The sequence below is a fragment of the Mesobacillus jeotgali genome (genome assembly GCF_014856545.2).
Classification (GTDB): Bacteria; Bacillota; Bacilli; order Bacillales; family Cytobacillaceae; genus Mesobacillus.
Genome location: NZ_CP109811.1, coordinates 179,915 through 206,902, shown reverse-complemented (window position 1 = coordinate 206,902; position 26,988 = coordinate 179,915). Strand labels below are relative to the sequence as shown.

Annotated in this window: 22 protein-coding genes; 8 read left to right on the top strand and 14 right to left on the bottom strand. The window is 43.4% G+C overall.

Annotated elements, in window-relative coordinates; all coding sequences use genetic code 11:
- Positions 1-31: 31 nt before the first annotated feature.
- Positions 32-808 carry a hypothetical protein gene (locus FOF60_RS01110; protein WP_192472895.1) on the bottom strand — a complete coding sequence of 259 codons (777 nt, stop codon included), beginning with the start codon at positions 806-808 and terminating at the stop codon, positions 32-34.
- 288 nt (positions 809-1,096) lie between these two features.
- On the opposite strand from FOF60_RS01110, the gene FOF60_RS01105 reads away from it, so the two are divergent.
- Together FOF60_RS01105 and FOF60_RS01100 are read left to right on the top strand one after the other, a co-directional pair.
- Positions 1,097-2,284, top strand: a complete 1,188-nt coding sequence (locus tag FOF60_RS01105; RefSeq protein ID WP_192472894.1) for an FtsW/RodA/SpoVE family cell cycle protein — start codon at positions 1,097-1,099, stop codon at positions 2,282-2,284.
- Positions 2,285-2,364: 80 nt separating this feature from the next.
- Positions 2,365-3,222, top strand: a complete 858-nt coding sequence (locus tag FOF60_RS01100) for a GNAT family N-acetyltransferase (RefSeq protein WP_192472893.1) — start codon at positions 2,365-2,367, stop codon at positions 3,220-3,222.
- Between the two features lie 28 nt (positions 3,223-3,250).
- Here the strand turns inward: FOF60_RS01100 and FOF60_RS01095 are convergent, their stop codons facing one another.
- Both FOF60_RS01095 and FOF60_RS01090 read right to left on the bottom strand, forming a co-directional pair.
- Positions 3,251-3,751, bottom strand: coding sequence for a hypothetical protein (locus tag FOF60_RS01095; RefSeq protein WP_192472892.1), 501 nt, complete (start codon positions 3,749-3,751; stop codon positions 3,251-3,253).
- A 59-nt stretch (positions 3,752-3,810) separates the two neighbouring features.
- Positions 3,811-4,677 (bottom strand): sulfite exporter TauE/SafE family protein, encoded by an 867-nt coding sequence (locus FOF60_RS01090; RefSeq protein WP_192472891.1) that lies wholly within the window; start codon positions 4,675-4,677, stop codon positions 3,811-3,813.
- A gap of 230 nt (positions 4,678-4,907) precedes the next feature.
- Here FOF60_RS01090 and FOF60_RS01085 point away from each other — a divergent pair, with 230 nt between their 5' ends.
- Entirely contained in the window at positions 4,908-5,486 is a 579-nt protein-coding gene (locus tag FOF60_RS01085; RefSeq protein WP_192472890.1) for a YqaA family protein, read from the top strand.
- Between the two features lie 109 nt (positions 5,487-5,595).
- Here the strand turns inward: FOF60_RS01085 and FOF60_RS01080 are convergent, their stop codons facing one another.
- Together FOF60_RS01080 and FOF60_RS01075 are read right to left on the bottom strand one after the other, a co-directional pair.
- Positions 5,596-6,543 carry a DUF4871 domain-containing protein gene (locus FOF60_RS01080; protein WP_264647626.1) on the bottom strand — a complete coding sequence of 316 codons (948 nt, stop codon included), beginning with the start codon at positions 6,541-6,543 and terminating at the stop codon, positions 5,596-5,598.
- Between the two features lie 64 nt (positions 6,544-6,607).
- Positions 6,608-7,159 (bottom strand): sigma-70 family RNA polymerase sigma factor, encoded by a 552-nt coding sequence (locus FOF60_RS01075; protein ID WP_192472888.1) that lies wholly within the window; start codon positions 7,157-7,159, stop codon positions 6,608-6,610.
- A gap of 375 nt (positions 7,160-7,534) precedes the next feature.
- Here FOF60_RS01075 and FOF60_RS01070 point away from each other — a divergent pair, with 375 nt between their 5' ends.
- On the top strand, positions 7,535-9,253 hold the full coding sequence (locus FOF60_RS01070; RefSeq protein ID WP_192472887.1) for a mechanosensitive ion channel: 1,719 nt from the start codon (positions 7,535-7,537) through the stop codon (positions 9,251-9,253).
- A 37-nt stretch (positions 9,254-9,290) separates the two neighbouring features.
- On the opposite strand, the gene FOF60_RS01065 is transcribed toward FOF60_RS01070, so the two are convergent.
- The 5 genes from FOF60_RS01065 to FOF60_RS01045 all read right to left on the bottom strand — a co-directional run bounded on the left by FOF60_RS01065 (position 9,291) and on the right by FOF60_RS01045 (position 14,899).
- Positions 9,291-10,496, bottom strand: a complete 1,206-nt coding sequence (locus tag FOF60_RS01065) for a DUF4910 domain-containing protein (RefSeq protein WP_192472886.1) — start codon at positions 10,494-10,496, stop codon at positions 9,291-9,293.
- 337 nt (positions 10,497-10,833) lie between these two features.
- Positions 10,834-11,475, bottom strand: coding sequence for an L-fuculose-phosphate aldolase (locus FOF60_RS01060; RefSeq protein ID WP_192472885.1), 642 nt, complete (start codon positions 11,473-11,475; stop codon positions 10,834-10,836).
- 46 nt (positions 11,476-11,521) lie between these two features.
- A complete protein-coding gene (gene mtnK, locus FOF60_RS01055) occupies positions 11,522-12,742 on the bottom strand; it encodes an S-methyl-5-thioribose kinase (RefSeq protein ID WP_192472884.1) in 1,221 nt (406 codons plus the stop codon).
- A 338-nt stretch (positions 12,743-13,080) separates the two neighbouring features.
- Positions 13,081-14,316 (bottom strand): ATP-binding protein, encoded by a 1,236-nt coding sequence (locus tag FOF60_RS01050; protein WP_192472883.1) that lies wholly within the window; start codon positions 14,314-14,316, stop codon positions 13,081-13,083.
- Positions 14,317-14,698: 382 nt separating this feature from the next.
- On the bottom strand, positions 14,699-14,899 hold the full coding sequence (locus tag FOF60_RS01045; protein ID WP_023626356.1) for a cold-shock protein: 201 nt from the start codon (positions 14,897-14,899) through the stop codon (positions 14,699-14,701).
- Positions 14,900-15,170: 271 nt separating this feature from the next.
- On the opposite strand from FOF60_RS01045, the gene FOF60_RS01040 reads away from it, so the two are divergent.
- From FOF60_RS01040 to FOF60_RS01025, 4 genes are all read left to right on the top strand, one after another.
- Positions 15,171-15,344: a hypothetical protein gene (locus tag FOF60_RS01040; RefSeq protein ID WP_192472923.1), complete on the top strand. Its 174-nt coding sequence runs from the start codon at positions 15,171-15,173 to the stop codon at positions 15,342-15,344.
- A gap of 299 nt (positions 15,345-15,643) precedes the next feature.
- Entirely contained in the window at positions 15,644-16,708 is a 1,065-nt protein-coding gene (locus tag FOF60_RS01035) for a M14 family zinc carboxypeptidase (RefSeq protein ID WP_192472882.1), read from the top strand.
- 143 nt (positions 16,709-16,851) lie between these two features.
- Positions 16,852-18,642: a CocE/NonD family hydrolase gene (locus FOF60_RS01030; protein WP_192472881.1), complete on the top strand. Its 1,791-nt coding sequence runs from the start codon at positions 16,852-16,854 to the stop codon at positions 18,640-18,642.
- 235 nt (positions 18,643-18,877) lie between these two features.
- Complete coding sequence (locus FOF60_RS01025; protein WP_192472880.1) at positions 18,878-19,783, top strand: nuclease-related domain-containing protein; 906 nt, start codon at positions 18,878-18,880, stop codon at positions 19,781-19,783.
- 1,210 nt (positions 19,784-20,993) lie between these two features.
- On the opposite strand, the gene glmS is transcribed toward FOF60_RS01025, so the two are convergent.
- The 4 genes from glmS to cdaA form a co-directional block, all read right to left on the bottom strand.
- Positions 20,994-22,796 (bottom strand): glutamine--fructose-6-phosphate transaminase (isomerizing), encoded by a 1,803-nt coding sequence (glmS, locus tag FOF60_RS01020; protein WP_192472879.1) that lies wholly within the window; start codon positions 22,794-22,796, stop codon positions 20,994-20,996.
- A 514-nt stretch (positions 22,797-23,310) separates the two neighbouring features.
- Entirely contained in the window at positions 23,311-24,660 is a 1,350-nt protein-coding gene (glmM, locus tag FOF60_RS01015; protein ID WP_192472878.1) for a phosphoglucosamine mutase, read from the bottom strand.
- A 36-nt stretch (positions 24,661-24,696) separates the two neighbouring features.
- Complete coding sequence (locus FOF60_RS01010; RefSeq protein WP_192472877.1) at positions 24,697-25,929, bottom strand: CdaR family protein; 1,233 nt, start codon at positions 25,927-25,929, stop codon at positions 24,697-24,699.
- Positions 25,922-26,749 carry a diadenylate cyclase CdaA gene (cdaA, locus tag FOF60_RS01005; protein ID WP_192472876.1) on the bottom strand — a complete coding sequence of 276 codons (828 nt, stop codon included), beginning with the start codon at positions 26,747-26,749 and terminating at the stop codon, positions 25,922-25,924. The genes FOF60_RS01010 and cdaA overlap by 8 nt, the downstream gene beginning before the upstream one ends.
- Positions 26,750-26,988 lie beyond the last annotated feature (239 nt).

Here is a 26,988-nt window from a genome sequence, read left to right as displayed (position 1 = left end):
AAATTGCTCCAAAAATTTTGCTTTTTCGACTTTATTGAGCGAGCAAGCTCCATTCTTTCGCTTTTTTATCGAAGACAATCCTTCCATCCGGATTGCTGCGGCTTGCTTCCTTATATTCATCATACATGTCATCCATGTTGGCAAAGTCCCCGATGATCCAGATTGGTATTTCAATTCTGTTGCGGTTTTGCTGGATGTTCTTCAGCGAAAAAACCGCCCCTTCCTTCAAGGCTGGTGTCAATGATTTCAGGATTTCTTTGCTGACAAAAGGATAGGATTTCTTTTTCCGAATCCCGAGCAGCGTTTTTTCCGGCTTCATTTCCCCAAGTTTGCCTGACAGGACAAAGCCAAGCATACGGAAAAAGTCATTGAGATTTCGGTAATAGGTTTTGTTGTACCAGCCATCTTCAGTGGACAGGAACACAAAACGATTATTAAGCTGATTATAGAAGGGCAGTTTCAAATGGTGCTTGATGTGCCCAAGATATAGTAGCTCAGCGATCTCTTGGGCAGACAGCACATTCAATGCCTCCACTTCCTCAAAATCAATCCAGCAGAAATCGCCGAATGCATGGACATTGGCTCCGACCAGTTTTTCGACGCTGTCCTCGGGGACATACTCAAATAAAGTATGTCTGTTGAACTCACCATCTTCATAGCGATGTTTCAACAGCAGCAGATGGTTGAGCGAATCAGACAATGATCTGGCGAATTCATGGAATTCTATTCCATGCGAGAGCACGTACTGGTCCCGTTCATTCATATGGACATAAAGTAAATCCCTGCTATAAGGATGGTTCTTTTTCAAAGGCAAAACCTCCCGGAAAAATTCTCAGCTGCAAAATTGCCAGCGGCTCCGTACAAAATAACACTTCTTCCATTCTAACAAAAACAGCAGAAAATATCTTATTCTGACCCTTCAAAAACATAATTATTATCGGCTTCTTCCGTAAAATAATCCCCGCCAAAGAAGAAACTATTCTTCCTTACTATTCGTCTATTATTTATAGGAAAATGTTACCTCATAAGGGATTGTAAGGATATTTTATCTCTGCTAGCATAGTATTGTAGAAACGTATCGGACAGGGTGTGGCAAATGGAGAAGCCTCTAAAAAAATTTGACCGGTTTGATTGGACATTGACGCTCCTTTTATTGCTGTTTTTTCTGACAAGCTGCTTAGCGATTTACAGCGCCCAGAGAACAGGCCAATATGTTGGGCAGAACTTTTTATATAAGCAAATCTTTTGGTACATTGTTGGGTCGGGGATTATTGGCGTCGTCATGATGTTCGACAGTGAGCAGTACCGCAAACTTTCATGGTATTTGTACGGTTTCGGAGTCTTCCTGCTGATCTTCCTGTTTTTCGCTCCTGCCAGCATAGCCGAGGAAAGGAATGGCGCTAAAAGCTGGTTCTTCATCGAGCCATTCGGTTCGATCCAGCCCTCAGAATTCATGAAGGTCTTTTTGATTCTTGCCATGAGCAGCACGATCTATGCTCACCATAAAAAACATTCAATAAAAACACTGCAAACTGACTTCCTGCTTTTCATCAAGCTTGGCTTCATAACCGCTTTGCCACTAGGAATGATCATGCTTCAGCCCGACCTGGGCACCTCTCTCGTCGTGCTTGCGATTTTCACCGGAATCATTCTGGTTTCAGGCATCACCTGGAAAATCATCCTTCCGCTCTATGGCGGAGGTGCCGCATTTGGAGCAGGCATACTGTATCTCGTCATCTGGAAGCCGGAAATCCTAAAAGAATACCTGGGTGTAAAAACATATCAGTTCGGCCGCATTTATGCGTGGCTTGATCCAGAGAGCTACCCTGAATATGGCTATCACCTGCAAAAATCCCTCAGTGCCATTGGTTCCGGCATGCTTACCGGGAAAGGGCTGAATGGCAGTGAAGTCTACATTCCCGAAAGCCATACGGACTTCATCTTCAGTGTGATCGGCGAGGAATTTGGCTTTGCAGGCGGCAGCTTTGTCATCAGCCTGTACTTCTTGTTAATCTACCATCTGACGAAAACCGCACTGGATACGAATGACCCATTCAATACCTACATCAGCGCAGGAGTCATCAGCATGATCACCTTCCACGTCTTCCAGAATATCGGGATGACAATCCAGCTGCTGCCAATTACCGGCATCCCGCTGCCCTTCATCAGTTATGGCGGAAGCTCGCTCATGGGCAATATGCTCGCGATGGGGTTGATTTACGGAATCCGGTTCCATCATAAAACGTATATGTTCGCCTCGAGAGACAGGAGCTTTGATATCTGATACTAGTCAGCCCTTATCGGGGAATGGTGTTTTGATATATGAAGTTAGTAGCCCTTAACAAGTGAATGGAGTTTTGATATATGAAGCTAGTAAGCCATTACCGTGAGGATGAGGTTTTGAGGAAAAGTTTTATCCAGCTGGCTGCTGACATTTTCGGCCTTGATTTTACGAGCTGGCATGAAAAGGGCTATTGGGGAGATCGATACATCCCGTTTTCCTATGCCGAAGGCGACCGGATCGTGGCCAATGTATCGGTCAACGATCTCGATTTTATCATCGAAGGAAAAAGCTATAAAGCCCTGCAGATTGGCACCGTCATGACCCACCCTGAATATCGGAACAAAGGGTTGTCAGCAAGCCTGATGAATCATGTTTTGGATGTGTACGAGGGAAAATATGATTTTATCTACCTGTTCGCCAATGACAGTGTGCTTGATTTTTATCCGAGATTCGGGTTTAAAGAAGCTGAAGAGTATCTGTATTCGACAAAGGTTTCTGCTGGGCAGAGCCAATTTGTTTTGAGGAAACTCGAACTGGCACGTGACCTAGAGCTTATCGAAAAAGCGGTTTACGGAAGAGTGCCGGTTTCCCAAGCTTTTTCGACTGCCAATTCCGCTGGCATTACGATGTATCATATTCTGAATGTTTTTCCTGACCACCTTTACTATCATGCAGAAAAAGACGCTATTGTTATTTTCACGAAGGAAAACGGGATGGTACAACTGTATGATTTCATCAGCAGTGCGCCGGTAGACATCAAAGACATTATGGCGACCTTCGGAGACACAGATACTATTCAATTCCACTTCACACCCGATGACAGTGATCTCCAATATCAGCGCATTCCTTTTAAGAGAGATGGAGCATTGTTTGTAAAAAAGAAAAACGGACTGGAGTTTCCGCGGTTTGTGAAGCATCCTTTTACATCCGAAGCGTAAGGAATAAAGGAGCAGATCTGCTCCTTTTCTAGTTCTGATCCTCGTTTACCCATTGCTCCACTTTCTTTTCCATTTCCTCCATTAACTCATCTAGGTTTCCGGTATCCGCCCGCACTGATTCCAGGTACCTGTCAGGAAATAATTTTTCCAGAGACGACTGATTTCTTGTTCCATCTTCTGGTTCTTTATAGCTGATAAATGTATAACCCTCAGCTTCTTTCTTAAGTTTTATGACCGCAGGAACAATATGGCCAGATGGTTCCGACCCTTTTTTCATCCCGACCATATAAGAGTACAGATATACGGTCATTTTCCCATTTTCTTCGTGGGTGCCATAAACCTTATGCACTTCGAAGAGTTGGTCTTTATCGTCGTATATATCTGCATATTCATCGATAACGAAGTTCGATATCGCTGTGTTCAACTTTTCCGGGAGGTGGTCACCCCGGTCAGTGTATCCCGCTTCGCTTTTCTCACAGCCCCATAAAACTGAGGTCAATAGCAAGAATACCAGAAACCATTTATTCAACAGCATCCCTCCTGACTATGTATAATTTTACCATTACAGGAAGGTGTTTGGGAGACATTTTAATCGGACTTATTCGTCTGTTTTGCTTTCGTTATCTTTACTATCGAACGTGCAAAGAAAAATGCTATGAACAGCCCCATGATCAAAAGCCCAATTTTATTTAAATCAAATAACTTCAGTAAAGCCCCTGCCAGAGTTGTAAGATAAAGCAGGCCAAGCATCGCGTTCATTTCCCTGTTTTCAAAATAACCAGTCATTCTTGCGCCGAACTGGGAGCCGACCAGGGTGCCAGCAATCAGCATCAGGCCAATTAAGTAATCGATCTCCGTATTGACCGCATAAGAAATGAAACCAACTGAAACGATGAGCAAAACCGCAAATAAACTCGTTCCAACTGCCTTTTTCGGATCGAAGCCAAGCGATGTAATGATCAGCGGAACGATGATAAAACCGCCGCCCACACCAAGCGTTGCCGAGACGAAGCCGCCGAGGAAGCCAACGGCCAACAGCTTTGGCAGCGAAAAATTGGCAGGTGCAGGGATCTCCTCGTCTTTCTTTCTTCCCTGGCGGATCATTTTTACCGCAAAATAAGCAAGCAGCACAATATAAAGGAACGGAATGACGATTTCATCCCAGCCCCTCGCTTCAAGGGCATACACCAGTGGCCTTGCCAGCTGCGTCGCAACAATTCCGCTCAATCCCATAATCAACCCCTCTTTCCAGAGGATATTCTTCAGGCGGATATGGGCTGTAATTCCCGAAATGGATGTACCCACAGTAAAAAACAAACTCGTTGTGATTGCCTCAAGCGGCGAAAAGCCTATCAAAAGTAAAATGGGCGTCAGGATAAAGCCGCCTCCCACTCCGAAAAAACCAGAGAGGACACTGATCAGGCCGCCCAGCAGTAGATAAAGTATGTATTCCATAGACAACTCCCTTTTCTAATACTGTTCTTTTATAGATTACCACTTTTAACCTACAAATAAAGAATGGGTGGCATTCTTTTACTTATAGATGCGATAGGAGAAGCATGAAATCGCAGTTAAGCTCTCCCATTGCTGAAATAGTTGGCTCTGGAAGAAGTAAAAATGGTATACTTCTAACTAGGTTTATTTTTCAAGACTTCACTATAACAACTCAAAGGAGAAACTGTTTCATGTCTGAATGGATCCACGCGATTGAAGATTGGCTGCTTGAATTTGGTTCATGGGGATTATTCTTCGTGTCTTTCCTGGAATCTTCCTTTTTCCCGATTCCACCCGATGTATTGATGATCCCTATGGGTATTGCCAATCCTGACAAGGCTCTCTGGTATGCCTTCATCACAACAGCAGGCTCTGTACTCGGTGCCCTGCTTGGCTGGTACATCGGTAAAAGAGTCGGCCGTCCAATTCTGCGTTATTTTATAAAAGAAGAGAAAATTGTCCTGGTCGAACGCTATTTTGAAAAATACGGTGCAATGGCTATTCTGATTGCCGGTTTCACTCCTATTCCATATAAGGTCTTCACGATTTTTTCAGGGATCACGAATGTAAGGATTCCGACGCTCATTATCTGGTCGATCATCGGCCGCGGCCTTCGTTTCTTCCTTGAAGCAGCGATCATCGTCGCACTAGGCGACAAAGCCATGCCATTCATCGAGGATAACTTCGCGATGCTGACAATCGTCCTCGGAGTCGTCGTAATTGCTGGGTATTTAATTTACGCATACTTGAAAAGATCGAAAAAAGCATAAACTCACAAAAAGATGCTTGAAGCCTATTGTCGGCTTCAAGCATCTTTTTTACTAGTGGCTATAAAAATCTGACAAAATATTACCTTTGTGAAGAACTGATTATAAAGTGTCACTCATTTATATCGTAAATTAATTGATCAAATAATTTCCCATCAACATAAAGCATAATTGCCCATTCTCCTTTTAAAGGAATTTTAACTGATGAGGGTGTATGCGCATCTGCCCCGTTATTTGGACCATAAGCACGAATTGTCCAACCCATTCCATTCGTTAAGATTTTGTGGACTGTTTTGGATTCCCTATGAAACCCTACTATTGTCAAGTCCACATCCGTTACACCCCATAGATGCCACATCCACTTTTGACCATTTAGACTTGGCATGTCAGCACCTATAACCCCTGACTTATTTTCATTCCCGAGAATGCCCCTGTCACCGAACTCCACTGCTTTTCGCGACCAATCAATATTTTCAAATTCACTTATTTGAACAAAATCTGGTATATCTTCGGGTAGAGTAATAGGGGCGTCTTCTGATTTTTCAGCCACCCTGACAACTACATCGCCATAGGCTTTGCCATCCAGATACACCTCATACTTCCACAAGCCATCGTAAGGAACTGTGAATGTAATCGAAAAACGCTGCAAACTTGGGTATCCCGGTGATGGTTCTATTATTTCTTGAGCCGGTGCAACCTGTATTCTTTTACCTGTTTCTTTATGAATGGCAGAAATAGAAAGGTCTTTTCCTTTATACGTGTAGAAAGGTTCTTCGAAACTAAAGATATAACCAGAGGGCGTTGCTGCTTTCAATTTTGGATCAGGAAGTATGCTGAATTTAGTATCTTGATTCTCCTTATATTCATGGCGTATATCCCACTGGCCATGAGCAGTTGGAGCACCATTTATCCTTTCATTGTCATGCTTGACCAGAAGCTCAGTCGAAATGAAGAAGGCTAATAAAAAAGCAGCAAAAGTGGAAATGGCGAATATAACTAGTTTATTGGGTCTGTTTTGCTTCTCTATTTTACCTTTAAGGACGGCTCTTCGGATATTCATTTTTTGGAACTCCGTAAAGTGAACACCTTTATGGGTCGTCGAGTCCATCGCGTTACGCAGCTGCTTAAGCTTGCTCTCCATTATATCCCCACCTCTCCATCATTTTTTTCAGCTTCATTCTGCCTCTGCTCAATCTGGTTTTTATCGTATTGGGGTTCAATTCTAATATTCCTATGATTTCTTCAATCGAACATTCTTCATAATAATAAAGCGTAACCACTTCCCGGTATTTAACAGGCAAAGATAATACACACAAAGAAAGAAACTCTTCTTCACTGCGCTTCAAAAAATCTTTTTCTGGCGACAATTCCTTTGATGAAAAAAGAGAATACAAGCTTGAATTCATCACCACTTTTCGAAACGCCGAACTCTTCAATACATCCTTTGATTTATTAATAGCCATTCGATAAATCCATGATTTGAATGAGATCACTTCATCAACTTTGTCATAATTTTTGTAGCACGCTATGAATACATCTTGGACAATATCTTCCGCCAGCTTCCAGTCCTTCACATAGTTATAAACTAACTTTGTCAGCCGTTCACCGTATTCATTCATAATAAACTCCAGCCAGGCATCTCTATCTAATAGACCTTCTTCCCTAATCTTTTTCACACATTTCTCACCCCAACTTCAGTTTAATGCTAAGACGAATGAGTTAAGCTTAGGTTTCATTTTTTTCCATGCCTTTTTATAAAGGCTCTTTTCTTAAACTTTATTGCTTTCTAAACCAAAAGTAAAAATTGATAGCATCTATTTTTGATATACTCCTCTCCAACCTCTATTTATCTACGATATTGTGTAGACCTATCTTTTAATCAGCCAATGTGCTCAGCTTGTTTATAACAGCAGCAATTGGGTAGATTAAAGTAAGCTTGCTAACTAACTAAGGACTATTTATCGGGTTTAAGGGCTGTATCAGTTCTCGTTCTTATCAATACGCATTTCGCAGCCTATCTTGGGAGTCCAATTAAATAAGGAGTGAGGAGTTTGAACAATAATTTTTACAATGGCTGGGACAGCATTCTTGGCAAGCTGCCAAATGTGCTGATTGCGCTGGCAGTCCTACTTGTCGGATGGCTTGTCGCAAAATTAATCGAAAAAGCAGTTTACAAGGGACTTCAGAAAACCAGCCTTGATAACAAGCTTTTTTCAAATGTAAACAATAAGAAGTATTCAGCTGAAAAAATCATCAGCAAGATTGTCTATATTTTAATTCTAGTATTTGTCTTCATCATGTTCCTGAATATCTTAGACTTATATGTATTGACGGAGCCGCTCGTCGGAATGTTCTCAACGATTGCCGCAGCAATTCCGAACATCCTGAAAGCTGGATTGATCCTTCTATTTGCCTGGCTGATCGCTTCAGGCTTGAAATTCCTGATTCAGAAAGGCGGCAAGACGCTTGGTGTCCATGAAAAATTAAGCAAGTACAAGCTTACAGAGGACAACCAGCAGACTACAAACGTGGTAGACACGGTTGCGAATATTGTATTCTATCTGGTACTACTGATGGCATTGCCGGCAGTACTGTCAGCCCTTAATCTGCATGGCGTTTCAGAGCCATTCGAAAACATGATTGAGGGAATCCTCGGCTTCATTCCTAAACTATTCGCGGCAGCACTGATTCTTTTAGTCGGCTACTTTGTCGCTAAAATCGTCCGCGATATCCTGACCAACTTTTTACAAAGCATTGGCACTGAAAAATTAGTCCAGCGTTTCGGGCTTTCCCGTTTATTCGAGGGCACAAGCCTTTCACGAGTGATCGGCACGATTGCTTTCGTATTGATTTTGATTCCGACCGTCATCGCTGCCCTTGAGCGTCTCGATGTCGAAGGAATATCTGAACCAGCGATCGCAATGCTGAATGACATCTTGACGATGATTCCGAATATCGTCGTTGCCATCATTCTTGTCATGATTGGCTTATGGCTTGGAAAATGGCTGAAGAAATTCACTGCTGATTTGTTAAGAAGAATTGGCTTCGACTCATATTTTAAAGGCATGGGCTTAAACAGCGCAGCTAACCGTCCAAACTCGTTAAGCTTATCTGACATTGTAGGCTATATCGTCCAGGTCATCGTCGTCCTTCTGTTTGTAGCAGAAGCATTGAACGTCGTGAAGCTTGATTTCTTCGTCGACCTTGCACGTGGTGTAATCGCGTACCTTCCGCATGTCATTGCTGCGATTGTCATCCTTGGAGTCGGCCTATGGCTTGGCAGCCTTGCGAAGAAAGTACTAAGCAGCATCCTGCAGGGTGATTCTTCAAACGTGCTGGCAACTGTCGCAAAATATGCGATCATTACCATTGCAGTCTTCATGGCGCTTGACCAGCTTGGAGTCGCGCCTGCCATCGTAAACGCAGCCTTCATCCTTACCCTTGGAGGATTGGCGCTCGCATTCGGACTGGCTTTCGGACTAGGCGGCAAAAACTTCGCTTCAAAATACCTGACCAAGTTCGATGAGAAAATCGAAAAAACCAGCATTGATCAGGCAGCGGTCCAACAGCAGAAAATGAAAAAGAACAATCCGGTCAACCCGAATCCTGCTACACCGCCAAACTTAAACAATCTGAACCAGAATCCTGGCACACCGCCAAATTTGAACAATCCGAACCCTGGCACACCGCCAAACTTGAACAACCCGAACCAGAACAGAAACAATAACCCTATGGATCCGCATAACGGCGACAACCCATTGAATCCATAAAATACAGAAAGAGCTTGGAATATATCCAAGCTCTTTTTTACTGTGAACCCCTGGTCCAATCAGCATTTTTATCCTGCAATACGTCCATAACACTGTGTGCCAGCCTATAAACTTCATCCATTTTTTCGGAACTGATCCACCTCATCTGATCATCAGGAGTGTGCAATAAATCTGCTACTCCAGCACAGCTGAACGGGATGCTCGGCACCCCCTGAAGAACAAAGGTGGTGTGGTTACTTTCATACCAGGGTTTAGTCCAGTGTACTGCCGGAAACCTTTCTTTGATAGTCTTTAACTGGTTTTCAAGTTCAGCAGATCCTGCCATTAATGTGATATTATTGGTCCCAAGTTTCTGGCCAATCCCATCAAAATTCATGACTGTAATAACGTTCTGAAAGCCTTCGTCCTGTTTCCTTAAATAAACCTGATCACCAAGTCCAAGATACTCCTCCGAACTAAAGGCGATGAACTCAAACGATACAGGCAAATACTTTTGTTTTGCTATTTCCTCAGCAAGCATAAGCAGCAGGGAAACTCCCGAGGCATTATCAAATGCACCGGGTGTATGAAATACAGAATCATAATGGGCAATAAGGATGATTCTTTCGCGACGTGATCCCTTCACTCTGCCAATGACATTTTTTGTCGTGCCAGGATTCCTTTTACTTTTTATCACTAATTTCGCCCAAGAGCCATTCATAACCCGCAAACCCGTTTCTGGCCTTATCGTCACTGAAGGGAGAGCAAAATCCCAATCATTGAAAATTGGGGAATCACTCTGCTTTTCCAGCCTAATAGTGATGACTGCAGCAGGGTTTTTCTGTTCCAGCAAGCGGATAACTTTCTGATGGTGCTCAGGATTATAAATAGTAAACCCTTTGGCTACATAATTTTCTTTCGACAGCTCGCCATATAGAAAAGCGATACTCCCTTCGAGATCCGATGCTCTTTCAAGCTCCTCAATTGTGCAGAACGAAAAAATCTCCGCTTCTACCTCACAGGGGCTTGAAAACGTGTTGCTTCTGACATCTATTCGTTCTCCATTTAGGAGCAGATAAGCTTCTTCAGCCTCCCAGTCCGGCACAGCGAACTCCTGGATTTCAATTTCCATTCCAGCCTTTTTAAAAACATTCTCTATGTATTCAGCTGCATCGTTATTTTTATCTGAGCCAACTGGCCTGCAGCCAACTTCTTCTGTTAGAAATCTGAGATGCTCAATTATTCGGTCCTGTATAGCCGCCATAAACTTCCCCTATCTCCGGATAATGTACAGAAATCAGCTCTGTACGGCATATTATTAGCTGAAATTATCAATAAAAAAAATTACGAGAAACACGATGAAGGCATAAAAACTAAGATGCAGCAGCACAGTAGTGAAAAATTCCTTCAGTTTGTCAAATGAAAAAGGTTCACTTTTCCTAGTCCTTGCTCTCATAGCCAGCCTGTCCCCCTCTAGTAAAACTATCCATTAAGTCCAATTTTTTCTTTTAAATAATCATAGCATAGTCTGATGAATTTGTGCCCCTCTATTTTTCACTTCGAAGCCTGAGATCATAGAAAAAACCCTCTTAGAAAGAGGGTCATCTCTGGCCGTAGCTCTCAAATTTCTTTGACAGCCTTGCCATTTCTTCATCAGATAGTTCTGTAGGTTCACCAATCGCTTTTGCCTGATAATATATCTGGGCGCTGAATTCAATTTCCTCAGCAACTGTAAAAGCGGTTTCGATATTATGGGCACCAGCAATCATGCCATGATTGGACAACAGTACGGCTCTCCTATCCACCATGCCTTCATATGCCTTTTCGGCGAGCTCCTTCGTTCCGAATGTTGCATAAGGAGCGCACCTGACATTCGGACCGGCAAACGCCACCAAATATGTGATTGGCGGGATATCCCATCCAAGTGTCGCAATCGTTTTTGCGTATGGCGAGTGGGTGTGGACAAGCGCATTCAAATCCTCCCGTCGCTGGTAAAAAATCAAATGCATATCCAGCTCGCTCGACGGCTTTTTACTGCCATCGACGATTTCGCCATCCAAATTGATGATGACCACATCTTCAGGCTTCGTTTCAAAATAGTCGATCCCGCTCGGGCTGATGGCAACCAGCTGCTTTTCACGATTGAAAATGCTGATATTTCCGCCCGTCCCTTTCGTCAGGCCGCTTGTAATGATTTTCTTGCCGTATTCTACGACTTTCATCCGTTCTTCCAGAAGCAACATAGGATGCGCCTCTCTTTCTCTAAAAATCTAGATAGGGAACGTCTTATTATCGCATATTATGGCTTGAAGCTGAATCCTTTAGTACTTGTAAAAACTGCTCTCCCGTTTTGTAGTCTGCAGAATTCAAGATGAACTGCTTTGCTGCAGACAGGCAAATTCTCTCCGCGGTGACACGCTGCTTTTCGTCAGCAATCGTCGTCAAATCCTTCACCTTTGCCAATCCTGCAATACGGCGTGTCATTTCCATTCCGGTTACGGAAGCCGTATCCTGAAGGACAGAATCCAGATACCAGCGGTCGAAGCCCTGCTCTTTTGCCATGACATCCGTTACATTTTCCTTCCAGCTTGCCAGGAATTTTTCTGCAAAAAGGTTCACCGTATCTTTAATACTTCCCTCAAGCCAGGAAACATACTTCTCATCAGCGTTTGTCACATATGCACGCGACCAGGCAAACATCAGGTTAGCCACTACGTTTCCAACGTCGTAACCCATCGGTCCGTAAAACGCGAATTCAGGATCGATTACTTTTGTAGAATCTTCTTTTACAAAAACAGATCCTGAGTGCAAATCACCATGCACAAGCGCCTGGGCATTGGTCATGAAAGCAAATTTCAGCTTTGCCGCTTCGAAGCGCAATTTATCATCGCCGTAAATATTCTCTTCAATCCATTCCTTATTGGCCGGGAACAGATCATTTCGGCTGTTATGGTCAGTGAAAGGTTCAGAGTATACAAGGTCCTCTGAAATTTCGCACAATTCAGGGTTGATATAGTCCTGAACAAGCGCCTTCTTTGCTTTATGCTCCATGACCACATCAGAAGTCAGCAGAAGCGTATTGACCATGAAAGTCGTCAGGTCATCCGCAAGCTTCGGAAAAATGCGGCCTTCATTAAGCGCTGTACGTAGGATTGTATGATCAGACAGATCCTCCATTACACAGCAGTTCATTACATCATCAAATAGGTATACATCAGGAACTAGACCCGGTGCCAGTTCACCCTCAAGCTTAAGCACATTGGACTCAATTCTGATCCGGTTTGTAGAAAGCTTGAACTCATCGGAAATCCTCGCTGTATCACCAGCCTGCTTCACAATCAATGATTTATCCGATTTCCCATCAATTACGCGGAAAACGTAATTCAAATTGCCATCCCCAATTTCGGTACAGCTCAATTCAGCGTCTCTATCAAAAAAGTCGGTCTTTTCCTTCACATATGAAATGACCTCATCAGCCTTCATCAAAAAATAAGTATTAAAATCAGACATGCAGTCCTTCCCCTTTCCCGCAAACAATTATGAAAATCTTTTAAAAATTATTATAGCTTAATAATGTATTTCGACGCACTAAAAAAAACTTCCAACCAAGAAATCGAAGGCGACTGGTTAACTCCGAAAAGGGCGATTATAAAAGGAGAAGGCTATCCGCCTTCTATTTCAATTACAATTTCGTATTCTGGATTCCAATTGGCCGAAAGACCCTTCTATCGGACACTTTCTCCTGCTTCCGCCTTCCGTTTGGCCGATAGAGCCCTCCTATCGGACACTTTCTCCTGCTTTCGCCTTTCGTTTGGCTGATAGAGCCCTTCTACAAGAAATGTATTCTTTTACTCGCATGGCAGCAGGATCGTAAATGTGGTGCCTTTTCCTTCTTCACTTTCGACATTAATTTTTCCTCTCATCCTCTGGATGATATCAAAGGAAATCATCATTCCGAGACCTGTCCCTTTTTCCTTTGTCGAGTAGTAAGGCTGGCCGAGTCTGTCAAGCTGTTCTTTTTTCATGCCGACGCCCTCATCACGGAATTGAATCCTTACATTTTCCCTGTCTACCTTGGCGATGATGTAGATGCTCCCTCCTGTGGGCATTGCTTCAATGCCATTTTTCAGGATGTTGATAAAAACCTGCCTAATTTCATGGGCATCGCCTTTGATGCAGAGGTCCTTATCAATCGCTTCCACCAATTCTGTATTGGCAAGATGTGAGTAGGATCTCATGAAATCGATCGTTTCTTTTAAGAGTTCACTTAGATTTATTTTTGCCATGCTTCCTGTATTCGGTTTAGCCAAAGATAAAAAATTGTCAATGATTGTTTGGGTACGATCAAGCTCTTGAAGTGAAATCGAGATGAAGAGATTCTGGTTGTCATTCAAATTCCTTTCTCCTTGAAGGACTTGCATGAATCCTCTAATTGTGGTCATTGGATTGCGAATTTCATGGGCAACCGATGCTGCCAGCTGGCTGATGGCTGAAAATTTCTCTGCCTTGTGAAGCTCATGCATTAATTTCCGCTGTAGGTTGGTCATTTCAATGATATAAATGGTTACCGACAGTGCAATGAAAGATACGAGTGAGAATACAAGCAAATACAGATAATCTCCCGCATGGCCGGCATTAATCATTGCCGCAAGTCTTGTCGTTGTGATCAGGCCATAGACAAAGAGGCCAAGCGCGATTTTTCTGTTAATAGTTGTACTCTTATATACTTTTTCAATTGAAAAAAATAAAATCAATATGACGATATAATTGACAGATGTAACGGCAATCTTGTCAATCCCAACAAACCCCTGCAATAACAACAGTACAGCCACAAGCAAAAAGCTATCCGTCCTGCTTAGATAAAAAAAGGCAATGAAGACAGGAATCAGCTTCAAATCGAACTCCAACCCGCCATGGAATCTTACAGGCAGCGCCATGGTCATTAAAAGCGCAGCTAAAATTGCCATTTTAAAGACTTGTTTTTTATAAACCGAACGTTTTTGCATCCATAGAAAGTTATACATGAAACCGAGTGATAATATAATTGAAAAATGCAGAATCAAATCTTTTACAAACTCTATCATTGCATCCCCCGGAAATCTCCATTTTATGAATATATACCTATATGGTTATTATCTACTCCCTGTATGGATACTTCAATGGAAAATTCAGATTTTTCTAGAAAACTATATCATTTTATCAAAAATAAATGTATCAACCGTTTTTGGATTCACTAATTATTATTGAGAGTACCCAGCTTTTGATCGTGCAGGCAACAATATTTACGAACAAAAAACTTTTTTAACAGTGGCTGTAGAAGTTATGCTATAATAAAAACAACCATTGCTTTACCGCATTAAAACCCCACTCATTTTGAGCGGGGTTTTTTTATTGATTTTTTTATTTCTGGACATAAAAAAACAAGCTCTGATCACACAGAGCTTGTTTGTATGGGCTAATCCGTTATTATAGTTTTGTAACGTTAGCTGCTTGTGGTCCACGAGCACCTTGCTCAACGTCGAAAGAAACTTCTTGGCCTTCTTCAAGAGTCTTGAAGCCTTCGCCTTGGATAGCTGAGAAGTGTACGAATACGTCTTCTCCACCTTCGCGCTCGATGAATCCGAAACCTTTTTCTGCGTTAAACCATTTTACTTTACCGTTTTCCATTTTTGTTGCCTCCTAGTGTGATATCCACACAATTTGTTACTATTCTTGTCTCAGTGATATCCAGGCGAATCAAGCAGTGCATGTTCTTTCCTTGCATACCGAACAAAAATAATTCTTCCTAAGAATAACAGAATTGAAAGGATAGTGCAAGCATTAAGGAATTTTCCAAAAATAGGTTTTTATAAATAATCGCCCTAAAGACCATAATGGAATAACAATAGTGCGCCAGAAAATGTGGTATAATAAAGAGAACATGAAAGGGCGTGGGTAATTGAAGAGCGCAAGCAACCTTTACAAAACAGGTCAAATGGTCAATATTAAAGAATCCGGTGAAACAGTGACAATCATGAAATCCCAATATGTGAAAAACATGAAAAGATATTCATACACTGTAAAAGAATATCCGAGTACCTTTTATTTTGAGGAAGAACTGACGAAAATCTAGAAGCTGGGATTCCTGGCTTTTTTCTTTGTTTTGCTTTTCCGCTCCATCTTTAAATTTCAAAAAGAAAGATCACACCAAGCGTGCGCCATTTAGCACGCTTTTTTATTTTCTCTTCCAATCCTTCTTGCTCATTCACTACTTTTTTCCTATATAACCCAAATTCCCGAATATTAAACTCTATCCAAACTACTTATTTAGCGTCCCGAAATTTGTCTATAAAATGGGCATCTTACTCTATTAATTGTTTTTATAATATTCCGTAAAATAGAGTTGAATCTAGTTTCATAGGAGGAATGACAATGACTTTGAAGAAGAAGGTATTATCCGTATCTTTATCAAGCATGATGGCATTTGGCGCGGTGACGGCGGTTGCCCTGCCTGCAGGTGCAGTCGGGAATGGTCCGAGTGCCGGAAATGGCTCCGTACAAACATCGATTCTGCATACATATGAAAGCTTAACAGAATACCTAAAGACTCAAGATGCCAAACAGGAGGCAATGGAGCTCGAAGTGATTGGCCAGACAGTCAAGGGCCGCGATATTCACATGGCAAAATATTTTTCCAACCCAGAAAACCCAACGATCTTGTTCCTGACGCAGCAGCACGGCAATGAGCAGCTGACAACGGAAGGTGCACTTGAATTCATCAAACACTTAGGCACTGGTAAAACAAGCGGAGTTCTCGATAATGTCAACATTCTTGTTATTCCGATGCTGAATGCGGACGGAGCAATGGGTGATGTCGACTTCTCACTTGAGGATTATCATGCTGATGGCGACCGTCACCTTACCCGCTATAATGCAAATTATGTTGATTTAAATCGTGAACACGCAAAGCAAACTAGCGAGATGGAGCCAGAGGCCCGCGCGCTTCACGAGAATGTTTTTGCTAAATATGATATCGATTACATGATCGACCTTCATCACCAGGGCACGCTCAGTGAAACAGAAGGTGAACTTGTTTCTGGATCGATTCTTTATCCTACAAATGAAAATGTAAAGCCAGAGGTGCTCGAAGGCTCCAAGAAGCTTGGTGCAGTCGTTTACAATGCGCTTGAGGATACTGGCTGGGGCCATATCGGCAAATACCGCGGCGGTACTGGAGAAAACATTGGCCGTAACGGAGCGGCTGTCCGCTATGACATATCGACTCTTTTATTCGAAATGCGCGGAATGTCCGACCACTTTATCGAATCTTATGCACTTGGTCAGAAGAGCAACGGCTACCTGATCAAGCAGACCATCACCACTTTGGATGCGGCCGTCAGAGCCATTGCGGATGACTCTATTGAAACAATGGATACTAGCTTCTGGGATACGCTGCCTGAGCAGACGAACAGGCAGAGTGAAGAAGCGGACGAATAGACATTTTGACAGTGTGATTCCCCTCCCCTGGCGGATCACACTGTTTTATTTTCGTTGATTTTCAGAACACGACATTTATCGTATATAAGTGCCTATCTATTTTTCGTAACATTGTATTGAAAACCCTTACAGGAGGCTTGCCCATGAGATTATTTAAAGTCGGACTAACTTTCTTGATATTCTTCAGCCTGTCCCAGGGGCTGGGTTCTTCCCAGGCTTCTGCCTCAAGTAACGAATGGGAAGAGACGATTTACGACCGCCCGGAACAGCATTCAAACTACACCACGGAAAAAGATGTTTTCATCACAATGAGAGATGGCGTTATTCTAGCAGCAGATGTGCATCTCCCTGATGGCCAGGGACCGTTTCCTGTCATCCTGACACAAACTCCATATAACAAGAACGTACGAAGTACAGAAAACCTTAATGAGTATTTTATTAAGCGCGGCTATGCCCATGTTGCAGTCGATGTCCGCGGAACCGGTGCCTCACAGGGAGCATGGGATTCATTCGGTGAAGCCGAACAGCGCGATGGCAAGGAACTCGTCGAATGGGCAGCAAGCCAGCCGTGGAGCAATGGCAAGGTCGGTTTATACGGCTCCTCTTATCGTGCCATCAACCAGCTTTTAACGGCAGCCCAGCAGCCTGAAGGACTGGAAGCCATTTTCCCGATCGTGCCGATGGGTGACATGTACCGCGACATCCTTATGTCCGGGGGAATGGTGAACACAGGTTTCATCCCGCTTTGGCTCGGCCTTGTGACCGGCAGCGGCCTGCTCCCTCCTACCTACACTCTGTCAGAACCCATCATGGGCACGACCGTTTTGTTAAACCATACAGGACAACTGCTCGGCTTTCCAGTAAGCACCCTGAGCTCTGCGATTACAGGCGGCGACTTCGCATACGATGGGCCAGCCGCACAGCTGCGCTCTCCATTGGCGGTTGCCGATCAAATTGAAGTTCCCGCATTTTTCACCGGTGGACTTCATGACCTTTTCCAGCGCGGCACCCCGCTTCTTTATGAAAAATTAAAAGCGAATGGTGTGCAGACAAAGCTGCTTATGGGAAACTGGACGCACGGAAACTACGGGAGCGGCTTGCCGGCCGATAACGTCCCTGCTCTTGACCAGCTAGCGTTACGATGGTTTGACCAATATTTGATGGGAATCAACACGAACATCAATAAGATTCCTGATGTCACTCAGTTTGTATTGGGAGAGAATCATTTTGAGGTCCAGCCAGGCTGGCCGCATAAGAATGTGAACGCCGAGAAGTTTTACCTGCGCAGCGGCAAGCAGTTGACGAAGGAGACTCCCTCCTCTTTAGAGCCGTCGAGCACTATGCTCCAGCAGCCGCTGAACGGTATTTGTTCAGGCAGCACGAACCAGTGGATGGCCGGAATTCCGGATGCCCTGCCATGTACGAAAGATAACAGACTGACTGAAATGGGTGAGCTCACCTATACAACCGCACCAGTCAATACTGATCTTCGTGTATCCGGTCCAATTGCCGCTAAGATTTTTGCCAAAACAACGGCACGGGAACTAGTTCTATCAGTGCGTGTAACAGATGTTGCGCCTGATGGTTCTTCGCGCGAAATTACTGCAGGTTGGCTTGCCGCTTCGCACCGTGCAGTCGACGAAAGCAAGAGCCGCTTCCTCGATGGAGAGAACATACAGCCATGGCATCCATTTACAAGGGCAGCTATCCAGGAGGTCAAGCCATATGAAGTTATGGAGCTGGACGTCGAGATCTTCCCTAGCAACTTCGTCATCAAAGAAGGCCACAGACTCCGCGTCGCCATCGGGCCAAGCGACTTCCCGCACTCCATGTCGCCGGCACCGCAGCTGCTCAATCAGCTCGGCGGAATCGCGACGATTTTAAATAACTCAAAATATCCGTCATCGATTGTGCTGCCGGTTGTGGAGGAATGATTATTAGCGTTACCTTTTGATGGTGGGTTTGTATTAAACATGCCTGTAGTGCAAATTTCACTTTTTTGGATTTAACAGACTGTCGTGCGAAAATCATTTTTTCAGATATGACTGACTGTCGTACAAATTTCAAAAAAGCCTGCCAGTCTAAGGATTGCAGGCTTTTTTGCCTTAAAATGTTCACTGGATATTTGTCATTTTTCACATCAGAATATAAGTTGAAAGGATGTGGACTATGATTCTAAAATACCGTTATGAATCAGATGAATTAAAAATTATGAATCTCCTGGAACCACGAATGATCTTCACGGAAAAAGACAAGCAGAGACACTATAGCCTGAGGAAAGGCTACAAAGGTGAAGTCCAATACGACATATGGATGCAAAGCCTTGAGATACAAAACCTGACGTTGAACGACCTCCTCCTCGAGGCAAGCAGCACCACGTTCCAGATTGATTCTAGTGTCATTACGCAGAATAAAATTCTACTATTCGAGGTAAAAGATTACGAAGGTGACTACTACTACGAAGACGAACGCCTCAAAATCATCAATGGCGAAGAAATTAAAGATCCCCTGATCCAGTTAAAGCGTAGTACCTCTCTCTTTCGCCAACTGCTATCCAGCCTCGGCTTTCACCTAGAGGTTGAATCCTATGTCTTATTCATCAACCCCGAGTTCACCCTGTATCAGGCCCCAAAGAATGCACCTATCATCTTACCCAGCCAGCTGAACCGCTTTATGAAAAAGTTGAATAAAAGACAATCCACTCTGAATAACCTTCATCAGAAGATTGCCGACAAGCTGCTTGAGTTGCATACAGTGGATAATCCCTATAAACGAGTACCGAAGTATGAGTATGAACAGTTGAAAAAAGGTATTGTTTGTGGAGAGTGTCATTCGTTTGTGGACGTGGTTGTGAAAAGGGAGTTAGTGTGCAGTCACTGCGGCAGTCATGAAAAAATTGATACTGCAGTACTCCGGAGTGTAGGTGAACTCAAGCTCTTATTACCAGATAAAAAAGTGACCACATCTTTGGTTCATGAATGGTGTAATGGCGTAGTACCCTTAAAATCGGTTAGACGGATACTTCTTTCGAATTTGGAATCACTGGGCGAAAGAAATACACGGTATTTTCTTTAATTTGATCCCTCATATTATAGTGACAGTAGAGGAGAGACTCTGCTTTTACCTTTCAGCACTAATTCACTTTTTCGGTAAATGAAGAGACGCTCCTTTTACCGTTTTAATGCTCATTCTTCTTTTTCGGTAAATGCAGAGGTGTTTCTTTTACCGTTTTAATGCTCAGTCCCCTTTTTAGGTAAATGAAGTGGCATTTCTTTTACCGTTTTAATGCTCATTCTTCTTTTTCGGTAAATGCACAGGCATTTCTTTTACCGTTTTAATGCTCAGTCTCCTTTTTCGGTAAATGAACAGGCATTTCTGTTACCGTTTTAATGTTCAGTCCCCTTTTTAGGATGAAGAGGCATTTCTTTTACCGTTTTAATGCTCAGTCTCCTTTTTCGGTAAATGAACAGGCATTTCTTTTACCATTTTAATCCTAATTCTTCTTTTTCGGTAAATGCAGAAGTGTTTCTTTTACCGTTTTAATGCTCAGTCTTCTTTTTCGGTAAATGCAGAGGTGTTTCTTTTACCGTTTTAATGCTCAGTCCCCTTTTTAGGTAAATGAAGTGGCATTTCTTTTACCGTTTTAATGCTCAGTCTCCTTTTTCGGTAAATGAACAGGCATTTCTGTTACCGTTTTAATGCTCAGTCTTTTTCGGTAAATGCAGAGGTGTTTCTTTTACCGTTTTAATGCTCAGTCCCTTTTAGGTAAATGAGTGGCATTTCTTTTACCGTTTTAATGCTCAGTCTTTTCGGTAATGCACAGGCTTTTTTTACGTTAATGTCAGTCCCAGGTAATGAAGAGGTTTCTTTTACCGTTTTAATGCTCAGTCCCCTTTTAGGTAAATGAAGAGGCATTTCTTTTACCGTTTTAATGCTCAGTCTTCTTTTTCGGTAAATGCAGAGGTGTTTCTTTTACCGTTTTAATGCTCATTCTTCTTTTTTGGTAAATGAACAGGCTATTTCTTTTACCGTTTTAATGCTCAGTCTCCTTTTTCGGTAAATGAACAGGCATTTCTTTTACCGTTTTAATGCTCATTCTTCTTTTTCGGTAAATGCAGAGGTGTTTCTTTTACCGTTTTAATGCTCAGTCTCCTTTTTCGGTAAATGAAGAGGCATTTCTTTTACCGTTTTAATGCTCAGTCTCCTTTTTCGGGCAATGCAGAGGCTTAAATAAAACAAAAAAAACCCAGCCAGCATCAAATGCTGACTGGGTTCCAACACACATTTATTCAACCGTAACTGATTTAGCCAGATTACGTGGCTTATCGACGTCACAGTCGCGGTGCAGCGCTGCGTAGTATGAGATCAACTGCAGCGGGATTACTGAGATAAGAGGTGTTAATAGGCTGTGCACTTCTGGGATGACGAAGCGGTCTTCGTCTGTTTCCAGTCCGTTCATGGAGATGATGCACGGGTTTGCTCCGCGGGCAACGACTTCTTTGACGTTTCCACGGATGCTCAGGTTAACAAATTCTTGTGTTGCAAGGGCGATGACTGGTGTGCCTTCTTCGATCAAAGCAATTGTTCCATGCTTCAATTCTCCGCCAGCAAAGCCTTCCGCCTGGATGTACGAGATTTCCTTCAGTTTCAACGCGCCTTCAAGTCCCACGTAGAAGTCAATTCCGCGTCCGATGAAGAATGCGTTTCTTGTAACAGTCAGGTATTCGTGTGCAATGCTTTCGAATTCTTCTTTGTCATCGCAAAGAGCTTCCATCGCTGTTGCCACGATTCCCAGCTCCTGTACAAGGTCGAAGTCAACTTCATGGCCCATACCGCGAGCTGTCACTTCAGCCAAAATTGACAGGACAGCAAGCTGTGCTGTGTATGCTTTTGTTGAAGCTACCGCGATTTCCGGACCAGCATGAAGAAGAAGAGTGTAATCTGCTTCACGGGAAAGTGTTGAACCTGGTACGTTCGTAATCGTCAAAGCCTTGTAGCCCATTTCCTTCACTTGAACAAGAACCTGGCGGCTGTCCGCAGTTTCTCCGCTCTGTGAAATGAAGATGAACAATGGCTTTTCAGATAGAAGTGGCATATTGTAGCCGAATTCACTTGAGATATGAACTTCAACAGGAATCTTCGCCAATTTCTCGATGAACTGCTTGCCGACAAGACCTGCATGATAAGAAGTACCAGCAGCGATAATATAGATGCGATCTGCTTCCTTCATCGCAGCGACGATGTCAGAGTCGATTTCAAGCGCGCCTTCGCCATCCTGGTAGTTCTGGATGATTTTACGCATCACAAGCGGCTGCTCGTCGATTTCCTTGAGCATGTAGTGCGGGTATGTTCCCTTTTCAATATCGCTTGCATCAAGTTCTGCAGTGTAAGGAGCGCGTGAAACCACTTCTCCCTCAAGGTTCTTGATTGTCACTTCGTCTTTCGTGACAATGACCATTTCCTTGTCCATCAGTTCAACGTATTGGTTTGTTACCTGAATCATTGCCATTGCATCACTGGCAACAACATTGAAGCCATCGCCAAGGCCGACTAGAAGCGGGCTCTTGTTTTTTGCCACAAAAATCGTGTCTTCGTTTTGCTCATCTATAAGGGCAAGTGCATATGAACCATGTAAAAGTGTAAGCGTCTTACGGAAGGCTTCTTCCAGGCTCAGACCTTCTTTTACGAACAGTTCGATTAACTGGACGATAATTTCAGTGTCTGTTTCACTTTTCAATTCGACATTCTGCAAATACTCGCGCTTCAATAGATCATAGTTCTCGATGACACCATTGTGGACAAGAGTCAGTCTGCCAGTTGTGCTCTGGTGAGGGTGAGCGTTCACCTTGCTTGGAGGACCGTGAGTTGCCCAACGAGTATGGCCGATTCCAGCGTTGGCCATTACATCATTGTCCACTGCATTGCGAAGGTCCGCGATGCGTCCTTTTTCCTTAAAAACGTGAACTCCTTTTTCGTTCATGACTGCGATCCCCGCAGAGTCATACCCTCTATACTCAAGCTTTTCCAGACCTTTTAATAAAATCTCTTTCGAGTCATTACTTCCGATATATCCAACGATTCCACACATAACTTCTTTTCCTCCTGTACGACAGGGGGCAAGAAGCCTCTTATATAGGGGCAGCTTGCCCCCTTATCTCATATAATTGGTTTGAGGTCAGACTTCAAAAATCCAATCCTCTTTAGTTTTAGCATCCCCATCTTTTTGTGCATTAAGTTGCCCTAATGTTTTGAAGATGGAATTCGCGGCTGTGCTTTCAGCCGGGAGGCATCCGCCGAAACTTCGATAAACCTCCACCTCGTCAACTAATCCACAATTTCGGTCAGGGATTAGTCCTGGCGCTTTTAGTTTTCCATTGATCTACCTCTGCCCACCTTTCGAAAAATTGTTTTCAAGGCAAAAAACAACCTTTTTCAAAAACAGGATTATCATACATGATACATACCTATCCGTCAATAGAAAACAAAGGAAAACAGCCCTCCCGTACAATTACCCTATACCGGACGACTGAAAACTCCCTTCCTAAATAAATATGCATAAGGGCTCTTTTATGTGACGAAGCCCTTATGCATATGACTGATTATTATTCTTTTAATCCCATTTCTTCTTCAACCACGACAGCAATTCGTCTTACATATTCTTCGCAAAGCTCTGCTGTTGCTGCTTCTGCCATGACACGTACCAAAGGCTCTGTTCCTGAAGGACGAACAAGGATACGGCCGTTGCCGTTCATTTCTGCTTCAACCTGTTCGATTACTTCTTTTACCTTCTCGTTATCTGTTACGTGGTGCTTATCCGTCACTCTGATATTCACGAGAACCTGAGGGAATTTCTTCATTTCCCCTGCCAGCTCTGAAAGCGGCTTTTTCGTAGCTTTCATGATATTGGCAAGCTGCAGGCCAGTAAGCAGGCCATCACCAGTCGTGTTGTAGTCCAGGAAGATGATGTGGCCGGATTGCTCGCCGCCGAGATTATAGCCGTTCTTCTTCATTTCTTCCACTACATAACGGTCACCAACCGCTGTTTGAACACTTTGAACTCCATTTTCCTCAAGGCCTTTGTAAAAACCAAGATTGCTCATCACAGTTGATACAACAGTACCTTGTTTCAGCTGTCCGCGTTCCTTCATGAATTTTCCGCAGATATACATGATCTGGTCGCCGTCAACGATGTTTCCTTTTTCATCAATCGCAATCAGGCGGTCGCCATCTCCGTCAAAAGCAAGGCCTAAATCCGCTCCCTTTTCCTTTACGAATTCAGCAAGTGCTTCCGGATGTGTCGATCCGACGCCATCATTAATGTTCAAACCGTTAGGCGATGCACCCATTGTAGAAGTATCAGCATCAAGGTCAGCAAATAAATGCGTAGCCAATGATGAAGTTGCTCCATGTGCGCAGTCAAGCGCGATATGAAGACCTGTGAATTCTTCATCTACAGATTGCTTTAGATACTGAAGGTACTTTTGTCCGCCTTCAAAGTAATCATTTACCTGTCCAAGATTAGCACCTACTGGGCGAGGCAGCTCATCCTTGTCCATATCCATCAATTGTTCGATTTCATTCTCTTGATCATCAGACAGCTTATATCCATCCGGCCCAAAGAATTTAATTCCATTATCAGCTATTGGATTGTGAGAGGCAGAAATCATGACGCCAGCCTGCGCGCCAAGAGCTTTCGTTAAATAGGCCACCCCTGGAGTTGAGATAACGCCGAGCCTCATGACCTCTGCTCCGATTGATAATAGGCCGGCTACCAGCGCACCTTCAAGCATATGTCCGGAAATACGAGTGTCCCTTCCGATCAATACCTTAGGACGATCATGCTCCTTTGTCAGGACATAGCCTCCAAAGCGTCCAAGCATGAAAGCTAATTCTGGCGTTAATTCGCTGTTCGCAACACCACGTACTCCGTCTGTACCGAAATATTTACCCATTCTTAGAATCTCTCCTTGTATGAAAAATTGCAGTCATTACGCATCTTTTTTCGCAACCGATATACTGGCCGTTTCTTTAGCCAGCTTCCACGTTATATTTTGAGGTGCTGTCACCTTCATCTCGACTTCATGATTCCCTTCCTCAAGTTCCGACACATCGATCAAGACTTTAAAATCATCGGATGACAGGGCCGAAACAATCTCACTCGGTCCAGAAACGGTCAAATTAGTCTGGCCATCTGCGGGATCAAGGAAATTGACTTCATAGCCGGCATCCATCCCATCAATTTCTATTGGAACATTAGAGATGTTTATCTCGGAAGCCGTTGTGACTTTTACAGCCACTTTTACCGTTTCAGGGGAAACCCGGACAATTCCTTCACCAATAATGACTGGAAGGGTGATTTCCGTATCCTCCTCAATCTTGCTTACATCCACTTCGACCCTGACACGATCAAATTTCTCGAGAACACCTGGGTCAGCGATGATCTCAGCTTCCTTCGTTTCCAAAGTGATTGAATCGATTGTTACCCCGCTTGGAGGAGTTCCTTTCCGGACAATATCAATTGGTACCTTTTTGCTTGAGCTTTTAATCGGAATCGTTACCTCGACAACGCCAGGTTCGACAACAACATCAAGTTTATTCATATCTTTATCCAGCGCAAGAATACTTGCTTCTCGCGTGATGGTGTCTGACACCTTCCCGGAAGAATTGACAGTTGCTTTCACATACGTGATTCTGTCGATAACATCCTTTGCACCTGTTATTTGGACTTTATTAGGCTTTACTGACGGCTTTTCAGCTATATAGCCTTCCTCCACTATATTCCCGTTGAATTCTGCCTCCACACTGAATTCCTTCGTAACCTTTTCCTGGATTGAAACATTTGCATACCCAGGTTCGATGGTTACGGTCAGGCGGTCTGAGACATCTTTAATCGTGATCGGCACTCGCTGATTGCCGATTTCGGCATCTGTTAAATCAACGAACACTTCGAAGTTCCTCAGTGTCTTCGCCTGCTGCACCAAATTCTTCGGTCCTTGAAGCGTGACGGAAACTGTTTCAGGAACACCTGATACTACCAAAGTATCGGTATCATAAATCCTTTTTACCGGCACTTCTTCAATCGTCTCCACCTTTTCATCTGATGGTACATTCACATCGCCAGGCTTATCTGGATCGTTTTTAGGTACAGATCCAAACAGCAGGACAGCAAGAACAAGGGCAACGACTTTTATGAACCAGGGATTATCCATCCATTTATCCATTTTTCTTCCCCCTCCAATTCCAGCGGGTAGAAGCTGCCTGCTTGATTCTTGATGGCGAAACCAGCTCGGCTGTAAGCAGTTCCCTTAGCGTTTCCCCGCTCAAGTCCCTGTAAAGTTCGCCATTCCGGGTAACCGATACATTCCCTGTTTCCTCAGACACGACAATTGTGATACTGTCGGTTACTTCACTGATTCCGAGCGCGGCTCTGTGCCTTGTACCCAGTTCCTTCGAAATGAAAGGACTTTCCGACAGCGGCAAATAACAAGCAGCCGCAGCGACGATGTTTTTCTGTATCACCACAGCTCCATCATGAAGCGGCGTATTCGGTATAAAAAGATTAATCAACAGTTCAGAGGAGATTTTTGATTGAAGCTGGATGCCTGTCTCTATGTAATCACTCATTCCTGTTTCTCTTTCAATTGAGATCAATGCCCCGATCCGGCGCTTGGCCATATAATCGGTTGCCTTGATAATAGCCTCCACCATCTTCTCTTCGTCTTCTTCTTCCTGCAGACCTGTTCTGGAAAAAAGCCGCCCTCTGCCGATCTGTTCGAGTGCCCGCCGCAATTCAGGCTGGAAGATGATGATAATGGCCAGGAATCCCCAGGTTAGTACTTGTTCCATCATCCAGCTGAGCGTATTCAATCCGAAGTAATCACTGATAAACTTTACAATCAGGATGACAAAAATCCCTTTTAAAAGCTGGACAGCCTTCGTACCTCGAATAATTGCAATCAGCTTGTAAATGACGAACCAAACCAGGAGAATGTCAACAATATTAGCTAGATATTCTAAAAAATCGAAATCCGCAAACGACATTGCACTTCCTCCAGTAGTTTAGTAAGGCTCCTTCAGAAGTCTCTAAGACTGCCCTGAAGGTTCATCAGCCTTTTTTAAAGGCTTCTTTGTATCTTTGTTGTTAACTATAGAAAAGTAAAAAATCAGCTTCAAGGTTTTCGAGTGCACACAGTTAATGAGCAGCCAGAAAGATGAAACCTTTCAAAATGCGGTGTAAAAAATCATACAAAGCAAAATCGCCCTTTGTAAAAAATACAAAA

What these genes read in the sequence shown, in the direction of transcription:
- FOF60_RS01050 (WP_192472883.1), bottom strand. Translation starts at nt 14,316, where the DNA reads ATGATAGAGTTTGTAAAAGATTTGATTCTGCATTTTTCAATTATATTA.
- mtnK (WP_192472884.1), bottom strand. Translation starts at nt 12,742, where the DNA reads ATGTCTGATTTTAATACTTATTTTTTGATGAAGGCTGATGAGGTCATT.
- glmS (WP_192472879.1), bottom strand. Translation starts at nt 22,796, where the DNA reads ATGTGTGGAATCGTTGGATATATCGGAAGTAATGACTCGAAAGAGATT.
- FOF60_RS01035 (WP_192472882.1), top strand. Translation starts at nt 15,644, where the DNA reads ATGACTTTGAAGAAGAAGGTATTATCCGTATCTTTATCAAGCATGATG.
- FOF60_RS01090 (WP_192472891.1), bottom strand. Translation starts at nt 4,677, where the DNA reads ATGGAATACATACTTTATCTACTGCTGGGCGGCCTGATCAGTGTCCTC.
- FOF60_RS01025 (WP_192472880.1), top strand. Translation starts at nt 18,878, where the DNA reads ATGATTCTAAAATACCGTTATGAATCAGATGAATTAAAAATTATGAAT.
- FOF60_RS01100 (WP_192472893.1), top strand. Translation starts at nt 2,365, where the DNA reads ATGAAGCTAGTAAGCCATTACCGTGAGGATGAGGTTTTGAGGAAAAGT.
- FOF60_RS01010 (WP_192472877.1), bottom strand. Translation starts at nt 25,929, where the DNA reads ATGGATAAATGGATGGATAATCCCTGGTTCATAAAAGTCGTTGCCCTT.
- glmM (WP_192472878.1), bottom strand. Translation starts at nt 24,660, where the DNA reads ATGGGTAAATATTTCGGTACAGACGGAGTACGTGGTGTTGCGAACAGC.
- FOF60_RS01080 (WP_264647626.1), bottom strand. Translation starts at nt 6,543, where the DNA reads ATGAATATCCGAAGAGCCGTCCTTAAAGGTAAAATAGAGAAGCAAAAC.
- FOF60_RS01060 (WP_192472885.1), bottom strand. Translation starts at nt 11,475, where the DNA reads ATGTTGCTTCTGGAAGAACGGATGAAAGTCGTAGAATACGGCAAGAAA.
- FOF60_RS01030 (WP_192472881.1), top strand. Translation starts at nt 16,852, where the DNA reads ATGAGATTATTTAAAGTCGGACTAACTTTCTTGATATTCTTCAGCCTG.
- FOF60_RS01065 (WP_192472886.1), bottom strand. Translation starts at nt 10,496, where the DNA reads ATGGCGGCTATACAGGACCGAATAATTGAGCATCTCAGATTTCTAACA.
- FOF60_RS01085 (WP_192472890.1), top strand. Translation starts at nt 4,908, where the DNA reads ATGTCTGAATGGATCCACGCGATTGAAGATTGGCTGCTTGAATTTGGT.
- cdaA (WP_192472876.1), bottom strand. Translation starts at nt 26,749, where the DNA reads ATGTCGTTTGCGGATTTCGATTTTTTAGAATATCTAGCTAATATTGTT.
- FOF60_RS01045 (WP_023626356.1), bottom strand. Translation starts at nt 14,899, where the DNA reads ATGGAAAACGGTAAAGTAAAATGGTTTAACGCAGAAAAAGGTTTCGGA.
- FOF60_RS01105 (WP_192472894.1), top strand. Translation starts at nt 1,097, where the DNA reads ATGGAGAAGCCTCTAAAAAAATTTGACCGGTTTGATTGGACATTGACG.